The organism is Halomonas salipaludis, from assembly GCF_002286975.1.
Lineage (GTDB): Bacteria > Pseudomonadota > Gammaproteobacteria > Pseudomonadales > Halomonadaceae > Franzmannia > Franzmannia salipaludis.
The window spans coordinates 60,606-78,724 of sequence record NZ_NSKB01000001.1; the positions used below are offsets into that span (position 1 = coordinate 60,606).

The following is an 18,119-nucleotide window of genomic DNA, read 5'->3' on the forward strand; positions in this document are numbered from 1 at the left end:
GGTTGTCAGCCTAGAATTAGTTGACGTTAACGTAAAGTGCGCGCAGCAATGATTAGACGAAAGGCCCAGATCAATGTCAGTCGTGGGATCGAGGTGTCGATGGGCGTTGGCTGCTACTACTGATGAAGTGGGAGAACGTCACGATAACGATAGCGGCTGCCGTACCGGCAGCCCGCCCGTTGGCGCTGCCGCTCGGCGCTGACGCCTTGGTTCCGTCATGCGGAGAGACCGTCATGAACCAGACTGCACAACCCGCCAACGAATACGTCGAATTCTGGAACGACACCCTGGCCGAGAAGTTCACTCGCTACCAGGACATCCTGATGAACGGCTTGAGCTATCACAGCCGTGTCCCCCTCGAACACCTGGAGGTGCCCGCTGGCGCAGGCATTCTCGATGTCGGCTGTGGCTGGGGCGACACCGCCATTGCACTGGCGCACAAGGCCGGCCCCGAGGGGGAAGTGCTGGGGCTGGATTGCGTCGAGGCGTTTCTGGAGGATGCGCGACGACGGGCCGACGAGGCCGGCGTCAGCAATGTGCGCTTCGTGACCGCCGACGTCGAGCGCTACCCCTTCGAGCCGCTATACGACCTGTGCTTCTCGCGCTTTGGCATGATGTTCTTCGAGCATCCGGTGGTGGCCATGCGCAACGTGCACAAGGCACTGCGCCCCGGCGGGGAGCTGATGTTCATCGTCTGGCGCGATATCCAGGACAACCCCTGGCTCGGCCTACCCAAGCAAGTGGTGCTGGACTTTCTGCCGCCGCCGGGGGAAGACGCCCGCACCTGTGGCCCAGGCCCCTTCTCGATGGCCAATCCCGAGGTGGTGACCCAGCAGCTGGAGATCGCCGGCTTCGAGGAGGTGGCCTTCGAGCGTAATGATGGCCCGGTGGAGGTGGGCGACTCAGTAGAGAATGCCATGCGTTTCCAGCTCGCGCTGGGGCCGGCGGGGGAGGTATTTCGCGAAGCCGGCGATGAGGCGGAGCGGCAACGACCCCAGATCGAAGCGGCGCTGCGCGATGTCCTGGCGCCCTTCGAGCAGGATGGCAAAATCGTCATGGACTCCAGCTCCTGGACCATCACGGCGCGCAAGCCGGCGGCGTGAGCGATGGCCGGCTAGCTCGACACCATCTGGATGAGGCCATGGTAGAGGGGAATGCCCACGATCACGTTGAGGGGGAAGGTAAACCCCAGCGCAGCGAGCATCGCCAGGCCGATATTGGCCTCGGGGATGGCGCTGCGCATGGCCGCCGGTGCAGCGATATAGGAGGCACTGGCGGCAAGCGCGGTAAGGATCAGCAGTGAGCCGCTGGGCAGACCCAGCAGCAAGCCGACGCCCAGGCCGGTCATGGCCAGCAGCGGCGGGGCGACCAGCGCAAAGCTGAGCAGCCGCCAGTGGAACCAGGGGATGGGGCGCAGGGTCTCGGCGGCGGTCAGACCCATCTGCAGCAGGAACAGCGCCAGCACTGCATGGAAAGCGCCAGTGAACAGCTCGGTGACGTTGGCGCCCTGCATCGGGCCATACATCGCACCGATCACCGCGCCACCGGCCAGCAGAATCACCCCGCGGTTGGTCAGGGTCTCGTGCCAGATACCCTGCAGCGCCTCGGCGGAGTCGCTGCCCTTGTAGCGGCGATAGAGCGCGATGGCGACCATGATCGCCGGCAGCTCCATCATTACCAGGTAGAGGGTGACTTCGGCGCCGATCGGCAGGCCGCGGCCCTCGGCGAAGGCCAGTGCCACGGCGAAGGTGCCGGCGCTCACCGAGCCGTAGTGGGCGGCGATGCTGGCACTATCCGCCGGCGACAGCCGCACCAGGCGCCGCAGCACCGGCATCAGCGCCAGTGGAATCAGCGCACCCAATGCAGCGACCGCCAGCAGCTCGGGCAGCAGTGACCAGCGCAGGTTGCCATACAGCGCCATGCCGCCCTTGAGGCCGATAGTCAGCATCAGCAGCAGGCTCAGGGTGTCATAGGCGGCCTTGGGGATGGTCAGGTCGGACTTCACCACGCCGGCCAGCAGGCCAAGCAGGAAGAACATCACCACGATATCGGGCATCAGGGCATCTCGCGCTGGTGGAGAGGGTAGTAGAGAAGTGGTGCGCATTCTGCAAAGAGACGGTCATTGCTACAAATCAAGAGTTGGGCGATGTTATATAGATATTTATCTATATGGGGGCCCGATGAACATTCGCCATCTGACCTTTCGCCTGCTGCAGGTGTATGTCGCAGTGGTGGCCAGCGGCACGGTGAGCGAGGCAGCACGGCGCCTGCACCTGACCCAGCCGACGGTCTCGATGCAGCTCAAGCGGCTCGGCGAGGCGGTCGGCGAGCCGCTGCTGGAGAGCCGCCAGGGGCGCCTCTATCCCACCGAGGCGGGCAGCGAGCTGTATCGCGCCAGCCGTGAGGTGCTGGGGCGCTTCGACGACTTCGACGATTACCTCTCGGCGCTGCGCGGCGGCGAGCGCGGGCGCTTCTCGATTGCCCTGGTCAACACCGCGCAATACGTACTGCCACGGCTGCTGGGGCCACACAGCCGCGCCTTTCCCGAGGTGGAGGTGACCGTGCATATCGGCAATCGCCGCCAGATGCTGACCCGCTTCGAGCGCCAGGAAGATGACCTCTACGTGTTCAGCCACCCGCCGTCGCTGGCCCATGCTCGGGCCGGACGCTTCCTGCGCAATCCGCTGGTGGCGGTGGCGCCGCGTGGCCATCCGCTGGCGACACGCGAGCAGGTCGACATGAGCGAGCTGCTGGGCGAGCGCATGCTGCTGCGCGAGCCGGGTTCGGCCACCCGTATGCTGTTCGAGAGCTGGCTGCAGGAGCAGGGGCTGACGCTGGGGCCGACGCTGCAGATGGCCAGTAACGAGGCGATTCGCATCGGGGTGGCGGCGGGCATGGGCCTGGCGGTGCTCTCCGAGCATGTGCTGCCACCGGAGCACCCCGATATCGTTATCCTGCCGGTGGCGGGCCTGCCCATCGAGAGCCACTGGCAGTTCATCGTGCGCAGTGACCGGCGACTCTCGCATGCGGCCCTGGGCTTTCTGCGCTTCGCCGCCGGCCATCTGGACGAATGCGTCGAGCCGCGTTTCTTGAGCAACGAGCTGCAGGGGCTGCTGGATCGATTGGAGGAGGCGCCCCGGAACTTGACGACTCGGCGAACTGAGCCATAGTAAAGAGTAGACCGGTCGGTCTATGTAAGGAGCGTGCATGACGGTTGAAGCTAAGGAGATGTCCACTAAGGATCGCCTGCTCGAGGCGGGACTCGCCATGTTACTCAAGCAGGGCTACAACCACTTGGGTATCCAGGCCCTGCTGGCGGAAACGGGGATCCCCAAGGGGTCCTTCTACCACTACTTCCGCAGCAAGGAGGATTTTGCCCTGCAGGTAGTGGACCGCTATATGCAAGAGGTTCACCAGGGGCTGGATATGAGCCTGGGCAATCGTGCCCTGCCACCTCTGCAGCGGGTGCGTCTCTTCTTCGAATTATCGCGGGAGAAGTACCGCAGCGAGGGTTACCTCGGCTGCCTGTTGGGTGGGCTTGGCCAGGAACTGTCCGGGGTCAGCGACACCTTTCGGCACAAGATCGAGGGCTGTTTCAACCTGATCGCCGAGCGGATTACCGACTGTCTGGAGGAGGCGCGCCAGCGCGGCGAGCTGGCGGCGGAGCAGGACCCCCGCCAATTGGCGGACCGGCTGCTGGACTGCTGGGAGGGTGCTGCGCTGCGCAGTCGCCTACGTCGTGACCCTGGCCCGCTGGGGGCCATGCTCGACTTCTATTTCTCGGCCGCGACCCGCTAGGCGTTTTTTGCGCCGAGAAATAGACCGACCGGTCTGTTCCGGGTGGCTGCCAGCCACCCCTCACTAGTGGCAAGGGTCGGCTCCATGACCGACCCGGGAGGTATCAGATGACAACCACAAGCCTCTACCAGCGTCTGGGCGGCGAGCAGGGCATTGCCTTGCTGGTCGACGATATCGTCGAGGCGCATATGCAGAACCCCACGGTCCAGGCGCGCTACCTGCCCGCTCTGGACGATCCGGTGCATCTCGATGAGTTGAAGGGGCACCTGCGCGATTTCCTCTCCGCCGGTACCGGCGGCCCCGCGGAGTACCGTGGCAAGAACATGCTCGAGGCACATCGCGGCATGAATATCGGCGAGGCCGAGTACATGGCGGTCATGGATGACATCCTGGGCGTGCTCGATCGCCATGAGGTGGATCCGCAGACCCGCCAGGAGGTGCTGGGCATTGCCTATTCGTTGAAGGAGGAGATCTTGCACGTTTGACGCTGAGGTATTGGTGCGATGGGCTCGGCGCTTGGTGAGGCCGAGCCTTTTAATTGGGAGAGTCCGATGCTCGCGCTGGTTACGGGGATTTGCGCGGTGGTTTCAACTGGCTCTTTTTGACGAGTGGCCGCGCAGACGCAGTGCCTTCCAGAGCTGGGAAAGCAGGATCGTCGCAAGGAGAATGATGATACCCAGGGAGATGGGGCGGGTGAACAGTACTGTCCAGTCATTCTGGGAGATCAGCATGGTAAGGCGCAGGTTCTGCTCGGCCATGGGGCCCAACAGTACCCCCAGCACCACGGGTGCCAATGGAAAGGCGAGGCGATTGAGCAGGTAGCCGATCAGTCCGAAGGACAGCATGACATAAAGGTCCGTTACGTTGCCGTTGACGGTGTAGATCCCTATGGCCATCAGCACCAGGGTGGTGGGCACCAGCAATGCGGTGGGCATGCGCAGGATCTGGGCGAACAGGCGAGTGGCGACCATGCCGCCGAGCAGCAGGAGCAACATGGCCGTCAGCAGCAGCTGCCACATGAAGCCGAAGACCACATCGGGCGAACGGGTGAACAGCTGTGGGCCGGGTTGAAGTCCGTGGATCATCAAGGCACCCAGTACCAGGGCGGCGATCAGGTTGCCGGGAATACCCAGTGTCAGGGAGGGAATCATGGCCGAGGCGTTGTCGGCACTGTTACCGGATTCGGCCGCGGCGACGCCGATCGGGTTGCCGGTGCCGAAGGTTTCGGGATCGGGGGCTCTTCGCTTGGCCTCGTTGTAGCTGAGCAGCGCCGCCAGGTTACCGCCGGCACCGGGCAGGATACCGACACAGACGCCGATCACCGAGGAGCGCGTCCAGGTCCGCCAGTAGCGCCGCACCAGGCCCAGGCTGCCGTCACCGGCGGTGACACGAAAGCTGTCGGCATTGAAGTAGGATGCGTTGCGCTTTTCCGCCATCTCCAGCACTGGAGGCACGGCATAGAGCCCGATTAGGACGATCAGCAGATCGAAGCCGCCCACCAGGTAGAGGGTGCCGAAAGTGTAGCGCTCTGCTCCACTGATGGCGTCGACGCCCACCAGGCCGATAATGACGCCGAGCAAGGCGCTTAGCATGCCTTTGCTGATGTCCTTGCCGACCAGCACGGCAATGCTGACGAGACCGAAGATGGCCACCCAGAAATACTCCGAGGGGCCGAAGGCCAGGGTTACCTTGGCCAGCATGGGGGCCAGGGTCATCAGGGCCAGGGCGCTGACGATACCGCCGATGGCAGATGACCAGCATGCGGTCTTGAGGGCGAGTCCGCCTTGCCCCTTGCGTGTCATCGGATAGCCATCGAAGGTGGTGGCGATGGCGGCCGGCGTACCCGGAATATTGAGCAGGATGGCCGGGATGGAGCCACCGTACATGGAGCCGTTGTAGATACCGGCCACCAGCCCCAGGGCGATGACGGGGTCGAAACCGTAGGTCAGGGGCAGCATCAGTGCGATGGCCATGACCGGATTGAGGCCCGGCAGGGCGCCAATCATGATGCCGATCAGGGTGCCAACGACCAGGCTGATCAACGACCCGAGCTGCAGCGCCACCGGGAGTGCATTCAATAGTGATTCGAACATCGGGACACCCTTTCTACGAAGCGAGGAAGAACTCGACGGGTAAGGGGCGCCTCAGCACCATGGCAAACAGGCCGTACAGCAAGGTGATGAAGACCAGGGTGATGCCCAGCACTACCACAGGTCGTCGCTCTCCCAGCACTGGGGCCAGCACAATGATGAACAGGGCGCTGGTGGTATAGAAGCCCACGCTCGGCAGGGCCGTGTAATAGACCAGGCAGCAGCCCAGCGTGGCCAGGAAGCGTCCAGGGTGATCCACCAGGGCCATGACTGGCTGGCTGCTGGGGTGTCTGGCCAGGAGGCTCCGCGAACTTCGCCAGATCAGCGGCAGCGAGAACACCCCCATCAGGATGCCTGCCCCGATGGGGATGTAGGCGGCGTCGGCAAAGAAGTCCTTCCCCATCCAGGCCGTGGTGGCGCCAATGATGAGGAAGGCGATGCCAGAGAAGAAATCTCTGTAGGTCATGGGCATGATGGCTCTCTGAGCAGGCGCAGGTCAGTGTTGCTTCAGGCCGAGGCTTTCCAGGGTCTCGCCAATGGCTTGCGTCTCCAGCCGCAGCCGCTCGCGCAGTTCTTCTCCACGTACCAGATTGAGGGTTTCGCCCTGGGCGGTGAGGAAGTCCTGGAACTCCGGGTCTTCCACGGCACGGGCCACGGCGTCGGCAACCACGTCGGCGCGCGCCTCGTCCATGCCTTCCGGGCCCAGCATCATGCGCCAGAGCACGGTTTCCAGCTCCGGGTGGCCCAGGGCCGTGAGCCCCGATGCCTGGGGCAGGGCTTCGTTGTCATCGGCAGAGGTCACCAGCAGGCACTTGGCCTGGTCATCCTCGACATAGGGCAACACCGGGGTGATGGAGCCGCCGTAGATGTCGACGTGGCCACCGAGAAAGTTCTGCAGGGTCTCGCCGGCGCCACCGAAGGGGATGGGGCGGGCGGTGATGTCGAAGGCGTCGAAGATCCGTTCGGCGGCCAGGCGCATGGTGCCGCCGACGCCATCGTTGCCGTAGGTGTATTGGCCGGGGTTGGCCTGCAACTCGGCAAGCAATTCCTCGGCGTTTTCAGCCGGGAAATCAGGCGATACGCAAAGGGTGTAGGCACTCTGCGAGGTGCTGATGATCGGGGTCAGCGTCTCGTAGGAGTACTGCACGCGCTGCATGTGCGGCACCGTGGTGATGGGGCTGTTCCAGGTGGAGAGCAGGGTATAGCCATCGGCACGCGACCGGGCCAATTGGTTGACGCCGATGGCGCCACCGCCACCGGCGACATTGAGCACGGCGGCGGGTTGGCCGAGTTCCTGCTCGAGGTACTGGTTGAGCATTCGGGCGACGTTGTCCGTGCCACCACCGGCGGGTGCCGGCACGATGATTTCGATGGGGCGGTTGGGGTAGTCGCTTGCCAGGACGGGAGTGAAGGCAGTGGCTGATATGGCGGCAGCGGTGAAGAGCAGCGTGAGTTTCATGGTAGATACCTGTTGTTGGAATCGTGAGGACATGGGGCGAGCTTCGAGACTCGCTTCAGGTGTGTTGCTCGCCGAGGTTGACGCGATAGCGGAACCGCTCCGGGCGACCATGCACGCGGCGATATTCGATGATGCGTCCTACGGGGTTGCGCGCGATGCGCTCGATGACGGCAACCGGCGAATTGGCGGGCAGCTCCAGGTATTTGGCGCTTGCCTGGGTGGCGGTGCCGAACGAAAGCTCATCCGTCGCAGACGAGATCAGGATCCCGAATTTCTGCAGGAATACCGGATAGAGCAGGGGGCCCATCTCCTTGGGATCGAGTGACATCAGTCCATCGAAATCGGGCAGGCGCAGGTAGATCTCCTCGAACAGCAAGGGATCCCCGGCCCAGAGACGCACGCGTTCCAGCTTGAGGCAGCGCCCGCCAGCGTCGTCGCCAAAGGCTCGCTTGACCTCGGGCGGCAGGTCCACTTCCTGGCGGCTTAGGATCCGGCTCTCGGGAATCACCGGGCCGTCGGGGTCTTCCACGTCGTGAACGTGAAAGAAGCGGAACAGGTCGGCGCGAAATGCCGGTTGCTTGACGAAGGTGCCGGTTCCACGACGGCGTTCCAGCAAGCCTTCGTCAACGAGCTGCTTGAGCGCCATGCGCATGGTGGCCAGCGCGACGCCATACTCCTCGGCGAGGCGGTTCTCGGAGGGAATCATGTCGCCGGGGGACCATTCGCCATTGGCGATCCGCGAGGCCAGCTGATCGCGCAACCGAGCGTAGAGCGGGAGTCGTCCATCGGTGCGGGTCTTGGGTAGCGCTTGCATGAGTGGGTTCTCCCGGTGGGATTCCGTTGCCTTGTTGCTGTCACTAAAGACCAGTGTATACTTCTAGTCAACCAGTTCTCTAGAGAACTAGACTTAAGTTCAAGTCGGAACGCCGGGGACATGTCCCTGCCCGGATGACCGGACGGAGAGGAATCGAGAGTGAAGCGAGGATTCGACTGCCATGCCCACGTCTACGCCCGGGTGGATGAGGCCAAGGGATCCAACTATCGTCCGTCGCGGCCGGCACCGCTTGATGAGTGGCAGGGTTACCTGGATGACCGCAGGCTCCGTGGCGGTGTCCTCGTGCAACCCAGCTTCCTGGGGCACGATAACCGCGAGCTGCTGCAGATCCTGGACAAGCTCGGTGACGGGTTCAAGGGAGTGGTACAACTGCCCAAGCACGCGAGCCTGGCGGAGATGAAAGAGCTGGATGCTGCCGGTATCGTCGGCGTGCGCTGGAACCTCATCGAGCGGCGCCGCGAGCTACCTGACCTGGACGATCCCCAATGGATCGACTTCCTGGATCGCCTCAAGGCATTGAACTGGCACCTCGAACTGCACCTGGAGGGAAACCGACTTCCGGAGCTCTTTCCGGCACTCCACGCGCATGGTGTCACCCTGGTCATCGATCATCTGGGGCTGCCCGTTGAAGCCGATCCCTTTTCCGGCAGCGGTTTTCGAATACTGCTGGAGGCAGGACGAGCCGGGCGCACCTGGGTCAAGCTGTCGGCGCCTTATCGATCCCCCGTCAATGACCTGAGGCCGCATGCTCAGGCGCTGTTGGAGCACCTGGGGCGCGAGCGGCTGGTATGGGGCAGCGACTGGCCCTGGACCCGTCACGAAGGCAAGCACGACTACCGGGACACCCTCGACTGGCTGAGCGACTGGGTCCGCGATGAAGACGACCGACGCGTTATCCTGAACGATTCTCCGCGCAGGCTGTTTCATCTCGATTGAGGATGGTTTGAGAACGAAATCCAGAGCGAATGAAGACCCGGCCGCTCACACCGAGCGGCTGGGTCTTGGCGTTTTCAGGGTTTAGGCAAAGCTGCCGTGGTGCGTTCTCACCTTGGCCAACCAGGCGGCCAGGTGGGCGCTGAGTTCGGCGGCGTCGGCATCGGCGCCGTGGATGGCGCCCGACTTGCGCCTGCGCATGAACGGCAGGCCCATGGCGTAGAGGCCGGGAGCCACCACGCCGCCTTCGTGACGCAGGCGCCCGCGGGTATCGAATACCGGTACCTGGAGCCAACTGAAGTCGGGACGAAAGCCCGTGGCCCAGAGCACCGTCTTGATCTCACCGGCAGCCAGGTCGAGGCCCAGGCAGGGCCGCGGCGGCACCCGAGTGGGCGCCGGGCGCTCCGGAGTCGGCAGGGCGCCGTGCCAGTCGTGGGCGCTGGCCCAGGCGTCCAGGTTGTCTAGCAGCCGCGCCAGCTTGAGATCCGCGGCGGTGCAGTGAACGGCCAGCGAGCCCGAGAACTGCAGCCGAGAACCGACAAGGCCAGCCAGACGCCCCACCAGGCGAACGCCACGCCCGCTCAGAACGTTGAGGTCGAGATCCTCGGACGTGGCGTTGCCCAGCAGCTGCGGCGAAGGTTGACGCCGGGCGCGGGCGAGATCGTCCACCTCGTCGAAGCGCTGGTCGAGCATGCCCGCGTGCTCAAGCCACCATTGAATGTCACGGCCGCGGTAGCGTCGCGGCAGGCGCAGGTGCTGCCCCACGGCCAGAGTCACGGGTCGACTGCTGCGCTGAAGCTCGTCGGCCAGCTGTACGCCGGTGGCCGAGGCGCCCACTACCAGCACGCCGCCTTCTGGCAGCTGCCCTGGGTGACGGTAGGCATGCGGCGTCAGGCTCATGATCCATGGCGGCAGGGCCGCCGCCATGGTAGGCACGACAGGCAGCTGACAGGCACCGGTGGCGATGATCGCCGCGCGGCAGCGCCATTCGCCGCGGTTGGTGATGATTCGGTAGCCGTCTTCCTCCTGGCGCAGCGCGAGCACCTCGGTCGCGGTATACAGCGGGGCCGAAAGGCCCCGTGCATAGTCATCGAGAAAGGCGATCAACTCCGGCATGCTCATGAAGCCTTCCGGCTCCGGCCCAGTGTAGGCCTGCCCGGGCAGACGGCACTGCCAGTTGGGCGTGAGCAAGCGCAGCGACTCCCAGCGTTCGTGGCGCCAGGCGTTGGCCACCTCGCCGCGTTCCAGCACCACATGGTCGATGCCGTGCCGGGTCAGATGATGGCTCATGGCGAGCCCGGCGTGCCCGGCGCCGATGACCACGGCGGTCACACGCTTCATTTCAGCTCGACCTTCACGTGGCTGGGATTGGTCAGCAGGTCGTACACGGCCGAACGCTTCTGCGATTGGGCGACCAGCGCCTCGATATCCGCGTGGCTGGCGTCGGCGTCGATCTCGAACGTCACGCGAATGTCGTCGAAGCCGTTGCGCACCTCCGGGTCCATGCCGAGGATGCCCTGGATGTCCATGTCGCCCTCCACCATGGCCTTGACCGAGCGCAGCTGGATGCCGCGATGCTGGGCTACGGCGGCAACACCGGCGGTGAGGCAGGCGGCCAGCCCGACCAGCACGTACTCCACCGGGGTGGGACCGTGGTCTTCGGCGGCGAACACGTCGGGGTGGTCCGCCTGGTAGGTGAAGCGTGAGCGATGCCGCTGGGTTTCGCCGAGGCCGTGGAAGTCCTCGACGGCGATCTGGCTGTGCGTGCCGCGAATCCAGTCGCAGTGAGCGCGCCAGGTGAAGCGGGCGGCCTGCGGGGCCTGGGCCAGCGCTTCGCGGGCGCCCAGCAGGGCGGTGACATTGACGCCGTTGTCGATCTGTTGAGTAGTGGTGTGCATGGAACTCTCCTCTCGCTTTTTTCTCGTCGTGGGTGACCGTCAGCGGTCAGGAACGAGATTCGGTGGGGCACGTGAGACCCAGCGTGGGAGAGGGCGTGGTTTTTCAAGGCTGCGCCGTGGTATCGGCCGGTGCGATACGCTGAAAGGCCCAGATGCGGCTGACCGGCATGCCGGCCTGATGCTGGGCCAGGCGTACCGATTCGGCATCGGGCGCTTGGTAGAGGCAGTGCATGCGCCGCCGGTCGAGAGAGAAATGGCTGCGCAGGAAGCGCACGCGATGGTTGGATAGGCAGGCGGCTCCGGCGTTCTCCAGGGCCTGGATCGCCTCGAAGGTGACAGGGGCGGCGAAGTGGCGCTCGACCAGGACGTTGGCGGTCGCCAGCTCCGTGGCCTTCAGGCCGGGGGGATCGTGCACGCTGCCGCCCCACAGCGAGCTGATGTCGGCGCCGGCCTGGCGCAGGCCGATACGCGCCGATTCGATGTCGGGGGCCTGGAAATGGCAGACCAGGCGGCGTCCATCGCGTGCCAGCAGGCTCTCCTGCCATTGGATCCGATACAGGTCGAAACACGGCTGGGCCGCCTCGGTCAGTGAGCGTACCAGCGGCGATTCGAGGGGGCGCTCGAAGTCGCGTTCCAGGATGACGTCGATCATGCTTCGTCCTCGGCTGCGGGCTGGCTCAGCAGCGCTTGCCAGCGCCGTCGAGCCCAGCCGGCAACGGGCTGTCGCGCCAGTGCTTCGGCGGCCTGGGTATGCTGTTTCCAGCCGGCCGTGTCGCCAAGGCGCTGGGCACATTCGGCCAGCAGCGCGTGGGCCAGCAATTGCTCGCTGAGGCGTTCGAGCACCCTTGCGTGCTCCAGGGCTTCGCTGGCGCGGTGCCTGGCACTTTCGGTTCGTGCACGTGAGAGGTCGAGCCGGGCTGCTTGCAACAACAGCACGGCCAGGCGATGGCGCGCATCGGCGTGGCGCAGGGTGACGAGGGCGACGCTGAAGGGGGCGGGGTCGTCCTCCAGGGCATAGTGGCACAAGGCCTGCGCGGCAGCAGCATAGGGTGCCTCGCTGCCGTCGCGCAGGCGTTTGCCGAGCTCCTGCAGCAGGGCGCAGCGTTCCCGGGCCCGTGCGTAGTCGTCACGCTCCAGGTCGATCAGCAACTGCGTCTCCAGCGCTTGGAACTCACCCAGCCGATCACCCATGGCTCTGCACAGGGTGCGGGCCTCCATGAAGTAGCTCGCTGCTTTATCGAAACGATCCTCATGCAGGCTGAGCAGGCCTTGGGCCAGGGGGATGGCGGGGTGGCCGATACGCAGCTGGATGGCCAGCTCGCGCGCTTCGCTGAGCAGCTCGACCGCCCGGTGCAGGTCGCGTTCCAGCATCGCCAGGCAGCGGGCGGTTTCAGCCATGGCGATGACCTGTTCGCGGCCCCCGGCGCAGCGTGTTGCGCGCTCCGCTTGCAGTGCCTGCTCATGAGCATCACCCCACTGGCCGTGGGCCCAGCGTATATGGCTAGCCAGTTGGTAGCCGAGCCGCGCATGGGCGAGTGCGCCCTGTTCCAGGGCCAGCTCGGCAAGCGCCACTACTTCGCCGGCGCCACTCTCCCAATCCGCCAGGGGCGCGGCGCTATAGAGGATATCGTGTAGTTCCAGGGCCAGGCAGATACGCCGGGTGCCGGTCATGTCCTCGATCAGTGCCAGGCCTCGCTGGGCGAAGCGCTGGGCGTCCTGGTTGGCGAGGATACGCAGGCAGTAGCGTCCGGCTTCGATCACTGCTCGGGTAGCCAGTTCGAGGTCGCCGCTGGCATGAGCGTGGTGAACCAGGCTGCTGGCCTGGCGCATATCGTTGAGGGGCCTTGCGGCCAGCCATTCGGCAATACGCCGATGCATGGCCTGACGCCGTGCCGGCGAAATCGCCTGGTAGAGCTCGGTGGCCGCTTCAGCGTGGGTAAAGCGCAGCCCTTCGGCGCTGATGGAGAGCCACTGGTGACGTTCGGCGAACTCCAGCGCGATGCCGATTCGGTTGGTGTCGAGCCCAGAGACCTGGCCCAGCGTAGCGGGGTCGGGGGCGGGAGCCAGCAGCGCCGCCCAGCGCATCACTTCCAGGGTGTCGCCCTCCAGGGCGGGTAGCCCACGGTTGGGAGTGGAGCGAGGTGGCAACGCCGTGTCGGTACTGATCGGCAGTGGGCCTTGGGCTTGCTTGGCCTCGCGCCAGGCACGCAGCAACTGGCCGCCGGGTTGCAGGCCAGCCTCGCGGCTGAGGCGCACGCCCAGCTGCAGCTGCTGTTCGGCGTCGCGTGGGCGATGCAAGGCCAGCAGCAGGCGCACCAGTTCGGCGCGTGCCGCTTCGTCGAAGGGGGCAAGGCGCACCCAGGCGTGAGCGTGGGGAAGGGCGCGCTCGGGAGTATCGACGAGACGCTCGACCAGGGCCGCCAGTAACGTCGTCTGGGCACGCAGGGCGGCTTCGCGTTCGGCCAGACACCAGCCGTGGAAGTCGTGGAAGTTGGCCAGTTCCAGCCCCTCGAGAAAAGGGCCGCGGTAGCGGCAGGCGGTGCGTTCGAGGGTTTCGATGGCGGCGGCCGTCAACTGAACGGCATGCAGGCCAGCCACATCGACATCGATGTCCGTGGTATCCAGGCCCACGCCTCGCCGGTCGGCCATGAGCCGGGCTCGGCCTGGGGTGTCCATCAGGCGGCGCAGCTTCGACAGGCTCCAGCGCAGCGAGCCCCGTGGGTCGTCAGGTAGTTCCCAGAGCAGGTCGCACAGGTGTTCCCGGCTCAGGGGGCGCGAGTGGCGCGCCAGATAGGCGAGCAGGGCGCGTGTCTTCTTCGAGGGCGGCAGCGCCAATACCTGTCCGTCCCGAATCACTTCGAGATCGCCAAGCAGATTGAGGGTCAGCGCGTTCATTTCCCGGCCCTGTGAGGCATCCCAATCAGTATAGCCTGCGCAGTGTCCACGAGCCTGACTGCAGGCTGCGTCGCACCGGCAAAAAACCACGCTGGTTACCACGCCTGCTTACTCGGACCTGAGCGAGTCTCTACTCGGACCCCATCCCGAGGAGCCTCACATGACTCGATACATCAGCATTCTCGAAACCATCGGTCGTACCCCACTGGTACGCCTGGATCGCCTGGCGCCGCCGGACGTCAACGTATACGTGAAGGTGGAGGCCTTCAATCCCATGGGCTCGGTGAAGGATCGCATGGCGCTGGCGGTGATCGAGGCAGCCGAGCGCAGCGGCGACCTGCACCCGGGCCAGACGGTCATCGAGGCCACCAGTGGCAACACCGGCATCGGCCTGGCCATGGTCTGCGCACGCAAAGGCTACCCGCTGGTGGTGACCATGGCGGAAAGCTTCAGCCTGGAGCGGCGCCGGCTGCTGCGTTTCCTCGGTGCCCGCGTGGTACTGACGCCGGCCGCCGAGAAGGGCAGCGGCATGCTGGCCAAGGCAATCGAACTGGCAGACAAGCACGGCTACTTATTGTGCCGCCAGTTCGAGAACGAGGCCAACGCCGAGGTGCACAGCCGCACCACGGCAAGGGAGATACTCGACGACATGCAGGGCGAGCCGATTCATGCCTGGGTCAGCGGCTTCGGCACCGGCGGTACGCTCAAGGGCGTGTCCCGGGTGCTCAAGGCGGCCGATCCGCGTATTCGCATCGTCGTGGCCGAGCCCGACAACGCTCCGCTGCTGGGCAGCGGCGAGGCGCAGCCGGCAGGCGTCAGTCATCCGCGTTTCCGCCCGCACCTGATGCAGGGCTGGAGCCCCGACTTCATCTCGCCGCTGACCCAGCAGGCGGTAGCCGCCGGTGTAGTGGACGACGTCGTGCCGGTGGCCGGGGAGGAGGCGCTGCGGCTGGCCCGAGAGCTGGCCCGCAAGGAGGGGATCTTCGTCGGCATATCTGCCGGTGCGACCCTGGCCGCGGCCTTGCAGGTGGCTCGGCGGGCGCCGGCCGGCAGCCATATCGTCTGCATGCTGCCCGACACCGGCGAGCGCTACCAGTCCACGCCGCTGTTCGAGGGTATCGAGGACGAGATGAACGAGGAGGAGCTGGCGCTGTCGCGCTCAACGCCAGGTTGTCGCTTCGACACGCCGGCTGTCACTCCCGTATCGCAGGTTGTCACGCCACAGGAGGCGGTCAGCGATATCGAGGCCGAGCGCCGGCTCGACGACTACCTGACCCAGACGCCGGTGGTGATGTTCGCGCTGGCCTGGTGCGAGTTCTGTTGGTCGGCGCGTAAGTTGTTCGACCGCCTGGGGGTCGACTACCTGAGCGTGGATCTCGACTCACCCGCCTATCAGGCCGGCGACATGGGGGTGCGCCTGCGCCCAGTGCTGGCGCGGCGTTGCGGAGCGCCGACCATCCCGCAAATCTTCATCGACGGTCAATCCATCGGGGGCTGCAGCGAACTGTTCGAGGCATGGCACGACGGCAGCCTGGGCCGTCATCTTGCTGAGTGCGGCGTTGCATATGACGCCGAGGCCATCATCGACACCGAATTGCTGCTGCCGACTTGGCTACATCCACGTTCCGTCACGGCCTGAGGGAGAGAGACCCATGAGCTATATCGCAACGACGCCACCCGAGCAGGCCGAAGGCGAGGTGCAGGCCATGTATCAGCGCCAGCAGGCGCACTTCGGCTACCTGCCCAACTATGCCCGGCTGTTCTGTCATCGCCCCGAGGTGATGAAGGCCTGGGCGACGCTGATCGCCACTGTCCGCCGCCCCATGGAGGCGCGCCGCTACGAGCTGGTGACCGTTGCCGCCGCCCGTGCCCTGGGCAACTCCTACTGCTCCTTGGCACATGCCAAGTTCCTCTCGGAGCTGGTGGGCATGGCGGCCACCCAGGCCATGGTGCTCGGAGAGAAAGGTGCGCTCGACGAGGCCGAGTGCGACATCATGGCCTTTGCCGCCAAGGTGGCCTGCCGCGCTCAGGAGGTCGGTGCAGAGGATATCGAAACACTGCGCGCCCATGGGCTTGCCGACGACGAAATATTCGACATCGTCGCCGTGGTCGCCGGGCGCGCCTTCTTCACGCGCATTCTCGATGGCTTGGGGGCCGAACCCGATGCCGCCTACCGCGAGCTGCCCACCGAGCTGAGTGAGGCGCTTTGCGTGGGCAGGCCGATGGCTTTGAGTTGAGCCGGTCGTAAGCCAGAATGATGGACATCCCATAGGCATGGAGGAGATGCCGTGAGCGAATATACCGATTCGCTGCGCGACGTGTTCGAGCTGTTTGGCCCCATCACCGCACGGCGCATGTTCGGCGGCCACGGCATCTATCACGATGGCCTGATGTTCGCGCTGGTGGCCGACGAGACGCTCTATCTCAAGGTCGATGAGTACAACCTGGGCGACTTCGAGCGCGAGGGGCTCGAGCCGTTCGCGTACGACAAGGGCGGCAGGGTGGTGCAAATGTCCTATTACCAGGCGCCGGAGGAGCTGTTCGAGGACCGCGAGCTGGCTGCCGCCTGGGCACGCCGCTCCTTCGAGGCCGCCCTGCGCGCCCAGGCGGGCAAGCGCAAGGCGAAACCCTGATGGTCGGCTTGTTTGCCACCTCGGTGCAGCTTCTCCGACGGTGATGCTCAGATGGTGGGAGGCCCCTTGAGCTCGATGGTGTTGCCTTCGGGGTCTTCGAGGTAGAGCGAAGGGCCTGTGCCCTCGGCGCCGTAGCGCTGCATGAGTTCGCCGGCCTCGATGTCGTGCGTGGCTAGGTGTCGGCGAATCTCCTCCTCGTCGAAGGGCTCCAGGCGCAGGCAGAAGTGATCGAGATTGCGCCCCTCGCGGCCCGGGGCGGCGCCGCCACGCTGTCCCAGTTGGCCTGCCACGGGTACCAGGTCGATCAGGCTGCTTCCGGCGCGCAGCTGGATCAGGCCGATCTCTTCCTGACGCTTCTCCACCGTGCAGCCCAGCACGTCACAGTAGAAGGCGAGCATGGCGTCGGTGTCGCGGATGCGCAGCACCAGATGATCGATTCCTTGGATAGGCAGCATGCTTTCCCGGTTCTCTTGATGAGCCCATAGACACTATGGCTCAGGCGGTCGGTAGGCTCCAGCACTTGAGTCACTTCCACCTGCCGCGCCCTCGCTCCGGTACCATGCGGCCGAAGTAGAGCAGGCCGAAGATCAGCCAGGCCACGGTGAGTATCAGCGTGAAGCCAAGAACGGTGGGTGCACCGAACTGGGCGATGAGCGGCAGCGCACTTGGGCCGCTGCCTGCCATGCATTGCCTGGTTCAGCTTAGCTAAATTCGGCCACCGTCCAAGGATGCGATACGTTATCCTGTTTCGGTCGTAGCATGCTCGATACGGGACCAGAACCCCATTACCCGACGGTTCAAGAAGCACTACCATAATGCCTGGACATGTCATGGACAGCCTTCTTGTCGAAACCCGCAGCTATCCTGATCGCGAACTGAGCGATCGCCACGGTTTTCACCAGTTACTGCTGGGGCTAGACGGTGCCCTGGAACTGGAAGCGGCAGGGCGGCTCATTCACGTGACCCGCGGTGTGCTGGCCCCGGTAGCCAGCGGCGACCTGCATCATTATCTGGCGCCGGGAGACAACCGCGTGCTGGTGCTCGACCTCCCCGAGGGGTGGTGCGAGGCGCTGGTCCTGGATGGCTTGTTCGAAGGCTCGGCGCGGCGTTTGCCGGAGCCGCTGGTGTCCCAGGGAGAAAGGCTTGGCGGCACCGACCAGGCGCTGGCCCGCTGGCTCGAGCTGGCGCTTGGAGCCGGTGGGCGTCGGCTGGTGCCGCCGCGGCTCAAGCTGCTCGATCTGCTGCCTGCCATGCGCGCCGACCTGGCGCACCCCTGGCGCGTGGCCGAGATGGCCCGCCGCTGCCACCTGGCCGAGGCCGTCTTCGCCCGCCAGTTCCGTATGCTGACAGGCCAATCGCCCCACGAATGGCTGGTGCGGGAACGATTGGCACTGGCTCGCGCGCTGCTGCTGAGCGACGATGTCTCGCTGACCGAGCTGGCCCAGCACTGCGGATTCGCCGACAGCGCCCATTTTTCCAAGAGTTTCCGCCAGTGGCATGGGGTGTCGCCCGGCAAGTGGCGGCGTAGAGGTCAGGATTCGACAAGCGACAGCATGGCCTGAACGGCATGCTGAAGCC

Annotated in this window: 20 protein-coding genes; 9 read left to right on the forward strand and 11 right to left on the reverse strand. The window is 65.2% G+C overall.

The annotated features are described in order from the left end of the window. Positions 1-233: 233 nt before the first annotated feature. Positions 234-1,103 (forward strand): class I SAM-dependent methyltransferase, encoded by an 870-nt coding sequence (locus tag CK498_RS00340; protein ID WP_095618883.1) that lies wholly within the window; start codon positions 234-236, stop codon positions 1,101-1,103. An 11-nt stretch (positions 1,104-1,114) separates the two neighbouring features. Here the strand turns inward: CK498_RS00340 and CK498_RS00345 are convergent, their stop codons facing one another. Beyond that, positions 1,115-2,056, reverse strand: a complete 942-nt coding sequence (locus CK498_RS00345; protein ID WP_095618884.1) for a sodium-dependent bicarbonate transport family permease — start codon at positions 2,054-2,056, stop codon at positions 1,115-1,117. A gap of 124 nt (positions 2,057-2,180) precedes the next feature. Between CK498_RS00345 and CK498_RS00350 the strand changes: the two genes are divergently transcribed. The 3 genes from CK498_RS00350 (at position 2,181) to CK498_RS00360 (ending at position 4,283) form a co-directional block, all read left to right on the forward strand. Then, on the forward strand, positions 2,181-3,170 hold the full coding sequence (locus CK498_RS00350; RefSeq protein WP_095618885.1) for a LysR family transcriptional regulator: 990 nt from the start codon (positions 2,181-2,183) through the stop codon (positions 3,168-3,170). Positions 3,171-3,207: 37 nt separating this feature from the next. Further along, positions 3,208-3,798 (forward strand): TetR/AcrR family transcriptional regulator, encoded by a 591-nt coding sequence (locus CK498_RS00355; protein ID WP_229358915.1) that lies wholly within the window; start codon positions 3,208-3,210, stop codon positions 3,796-3,798. A 107-nt stretch (positions 3,799-3,905) separates the two neighbouring features. Further along, positions 3,906-4,283, forward strand: coding sequence for a group I truncated hemoglobin (locus CK498_RS00360; protein WP_095618886.1), 378 nt, complete (start codon positions 3,906-3,908; stop codon positions 4,281-4,283). 102 nt (positions 4,284-4,385) lie between these two features. Here the strand turns inward: CK498_RS00360 and CK498_RS00365 are convergent, their stop codons facing one another. Genes CK498_RS00365 through CK498_RS00380 form a run of 4 tightly spaced genes read right to left on the reverse strand, consistent with a single transcriptional unit; the run spans position 4,386 to position 8,161 of the window. Next, a complete protein-coding gene (locus tag CK498_RS00365) occupies positions 4,386-5,891 on the reverse strand; it encodes a tripartite tricarboxylate transporter permease (protein WP_095618887.1) in 1,506 nt (501 codons plus the stop codon). Positions 5,892-5,904: 13 nt separating this feature from the next. Continuing rightward, on the reverse strand, positions 5,905-6,360 hold the full coding sequence (locus CK498_RS00370) for a tripartite tricarboxylate transporter TctB family protein (RefSeq protein ID WP_095618888.1): 456 nt from the start codon (positions 6,358-6,360) through the stop codon (positions 5,905-5,907). Positions 6,361-6,384: 24 nt separating this feature from the next. Next, a complete protein-coding gene (locus tag CK498_RS00375; RefSeq protein WP_095618889.1) occupies positions 6,385-7,347 on the reverse strand; it encodes a Bug family tripartite tricarboxylate transporter substrate binding protein in 963 nt (320 codons plus the stop codon). A 55-nt stretch (positions 7,348-7,402) separates the two neighbouring features. Continuing rightward, positions 7,403-8,161, reverse strand: coding sequence for a GntR family transcriptional regulator (locus tag CK498_RS00380; protein WP_095618890.1), 759 nt, complete (start codon positions 8,159-8,161; stop codon positions 7,403-7,405). A gap of 159 nt (positions 8,162-8,320) precedes the next feature. Between CK498_RS00380 and CK498_RS00385 the strand changes: the two genes are divergently transcribed. Next, positions 8,321-9,118: an amidohydrolase family protein gene (locus CK498_RS00385; protein WP_095618891.1), complete on the forward strand. Its 798-nt coding sequence runs from the start codon at positions 8,321-8,323 to the stop codon at positions 9,116-9,118. An 81-nt stretch (positions 9,119-9,199) separates the two neighbouring features. Here CK498_RS00385 and CK498_RS00390 read toward each other — a convergent pair whose 3' ends face one another. The 4 genes from CK498_RS00390 to CK498_RS26045 form a co-directional block, all read right to left on the reverse strand. Beyond that, positions 9,200-10,456 carry a flavin-containing monooxygenase gene (locus tag CK498_RS00390; protein ID WP_095618892.1) on the reverse strand — a complete coding sequence of 419 codons (1,257 nt, stop codon included), beginning with the start codon at positions 10,454-10,456 and terminating at the stop codon, positions 9,200-9,202. Beyond that, positions 10,453-11,013, reverse strand: coding sequence for an OsmC family protein (locus CK498_RS00395; protein ID WP_095618893.1), 561 nt, complete (start codon positions 11,011-11,013; stop codon positions 10,453-10,455). The genes CK498_RS00390 and CK498_RS00395 overlap by 4 nt, the downstream gene beginning before the upstream one ends. Before the next feature lie 103 nt (positions 11,014-11,116). Next, the gene (locus CK498_RS00400; RefSeq protein ID WP_176475672.1) at positions 11,117-11,665 is read right to left on the reverse strand and encodes a DUF4242 domain-containing protein; all 549 of its coding nucleotides are present in this window, start codon (positions 11,663-11,665) and stop codon (positions 11,117-11,119) included. Then, positions 11,662-13,908 (reverse strand): hypothetical protein, encoded by a 2,247-nt coding sequence (locus CK498_RS26045; protein ID WP_176475673.1) that lies wholly within the window; start codon positions 13,906-13,908, stop codon positions 11,662-11,664. Before CK498_RS26045 ends, CK498_RS00400 begins: the two co-directional genes overlap by 4 nt. Positions 13,909-14,068: 160 nt before the next feature. On the opposite strand from CK498_RS26045, the gene cysK reads away from it, so the two are divergent. The 3 genes from cysK to CK498_RS00415 are packed head-to-tail and all read left to right on the forward strand — an operon-like array spanning position 14,069 to position 16,541. Beyond that, positions 14,069-15,547, forward strand: a complete 1,479-nt coding sequence (gene cysK, locus CK498_RS00405; protein ID WP_095618895.1) for a cysteine synthase A — start codon at positions 14,069-14,071, stop codon at positions 15,545-15,547. Between the two features lie 13 nt (positions 15,548-15,560). Further along, on the forward strand, positions 15,561-16,145 hold the full coding sequence (locus CK498_RS00410) for a carboxymuconolactone decarboxylase family protein (protein WP_095618896.1): 585 nt from the start codon (positions 15,561-15,563) through the stop codon (positions 16,143-16,145). A 51-nt stretch (positions 16,146-16,196) separates the two neighbouring features. Beyond that, positions 16,197-16,541, forward strand: coding sequence for a TfoX/Sxy family protein (locus CK498_RS00415; RefSeq protein ID WP_095618897.1), 345 nt, complete (start codon positions 16,197-16,199; stop codon positions 16,539-16,541). A 47-nt stretch (positions 16,542-16,588) separates the two neighbouring features. Here CK498_RS00415 and CK498_RS00420 read toward each other — a convergent pair whose 3' ends face one another. Both CK498_RS00420 and CK498_RS26050 read right to left on the reverse strand, forming a co-directional pair. Then, a complete protein-coding gene (locus CK498_RS00420; protein WP_095618898.1) occupies positions 16,589-16,996 on the reverse strand; it encodes a VOC family protein in 408 nt (135 codons plus the stop codon). Positions 16,997-17,066: 70 nt separating this feature from the next. After that, positions 17,067-17,225 carry a hypothetical protein gene (locus CK498_RS26050; RefSeq protein WP_176475666.1) on the reverse strand — a complete coding sequence of 53 codons (159 nt, stop codon included), beginning with the start codon at positions 17,223-17,225 and terminating at the stop codon, positions 17,067-17,069. 146 nt (positions 17,226-17,371) lie between these two features. On the opposite strand from CK498_RS26050, the gene CK498_RS00425 reads away from it, so the two are divergent. After that, the gene (locus CK498_RS00425; RefSeq protein WP_095618899.1) at positions 17,372-18,103 is read left to right on the forward strand and encodes a helix-turn-helix domain-containing protein; all 732 of its coding nucleotides are present in this window, start codon (positions 17,372-17,374) and stop codon (positions 18,101-18,103) included. Positions 18,104-18,119: the final 16 nt, after the last annotated feature.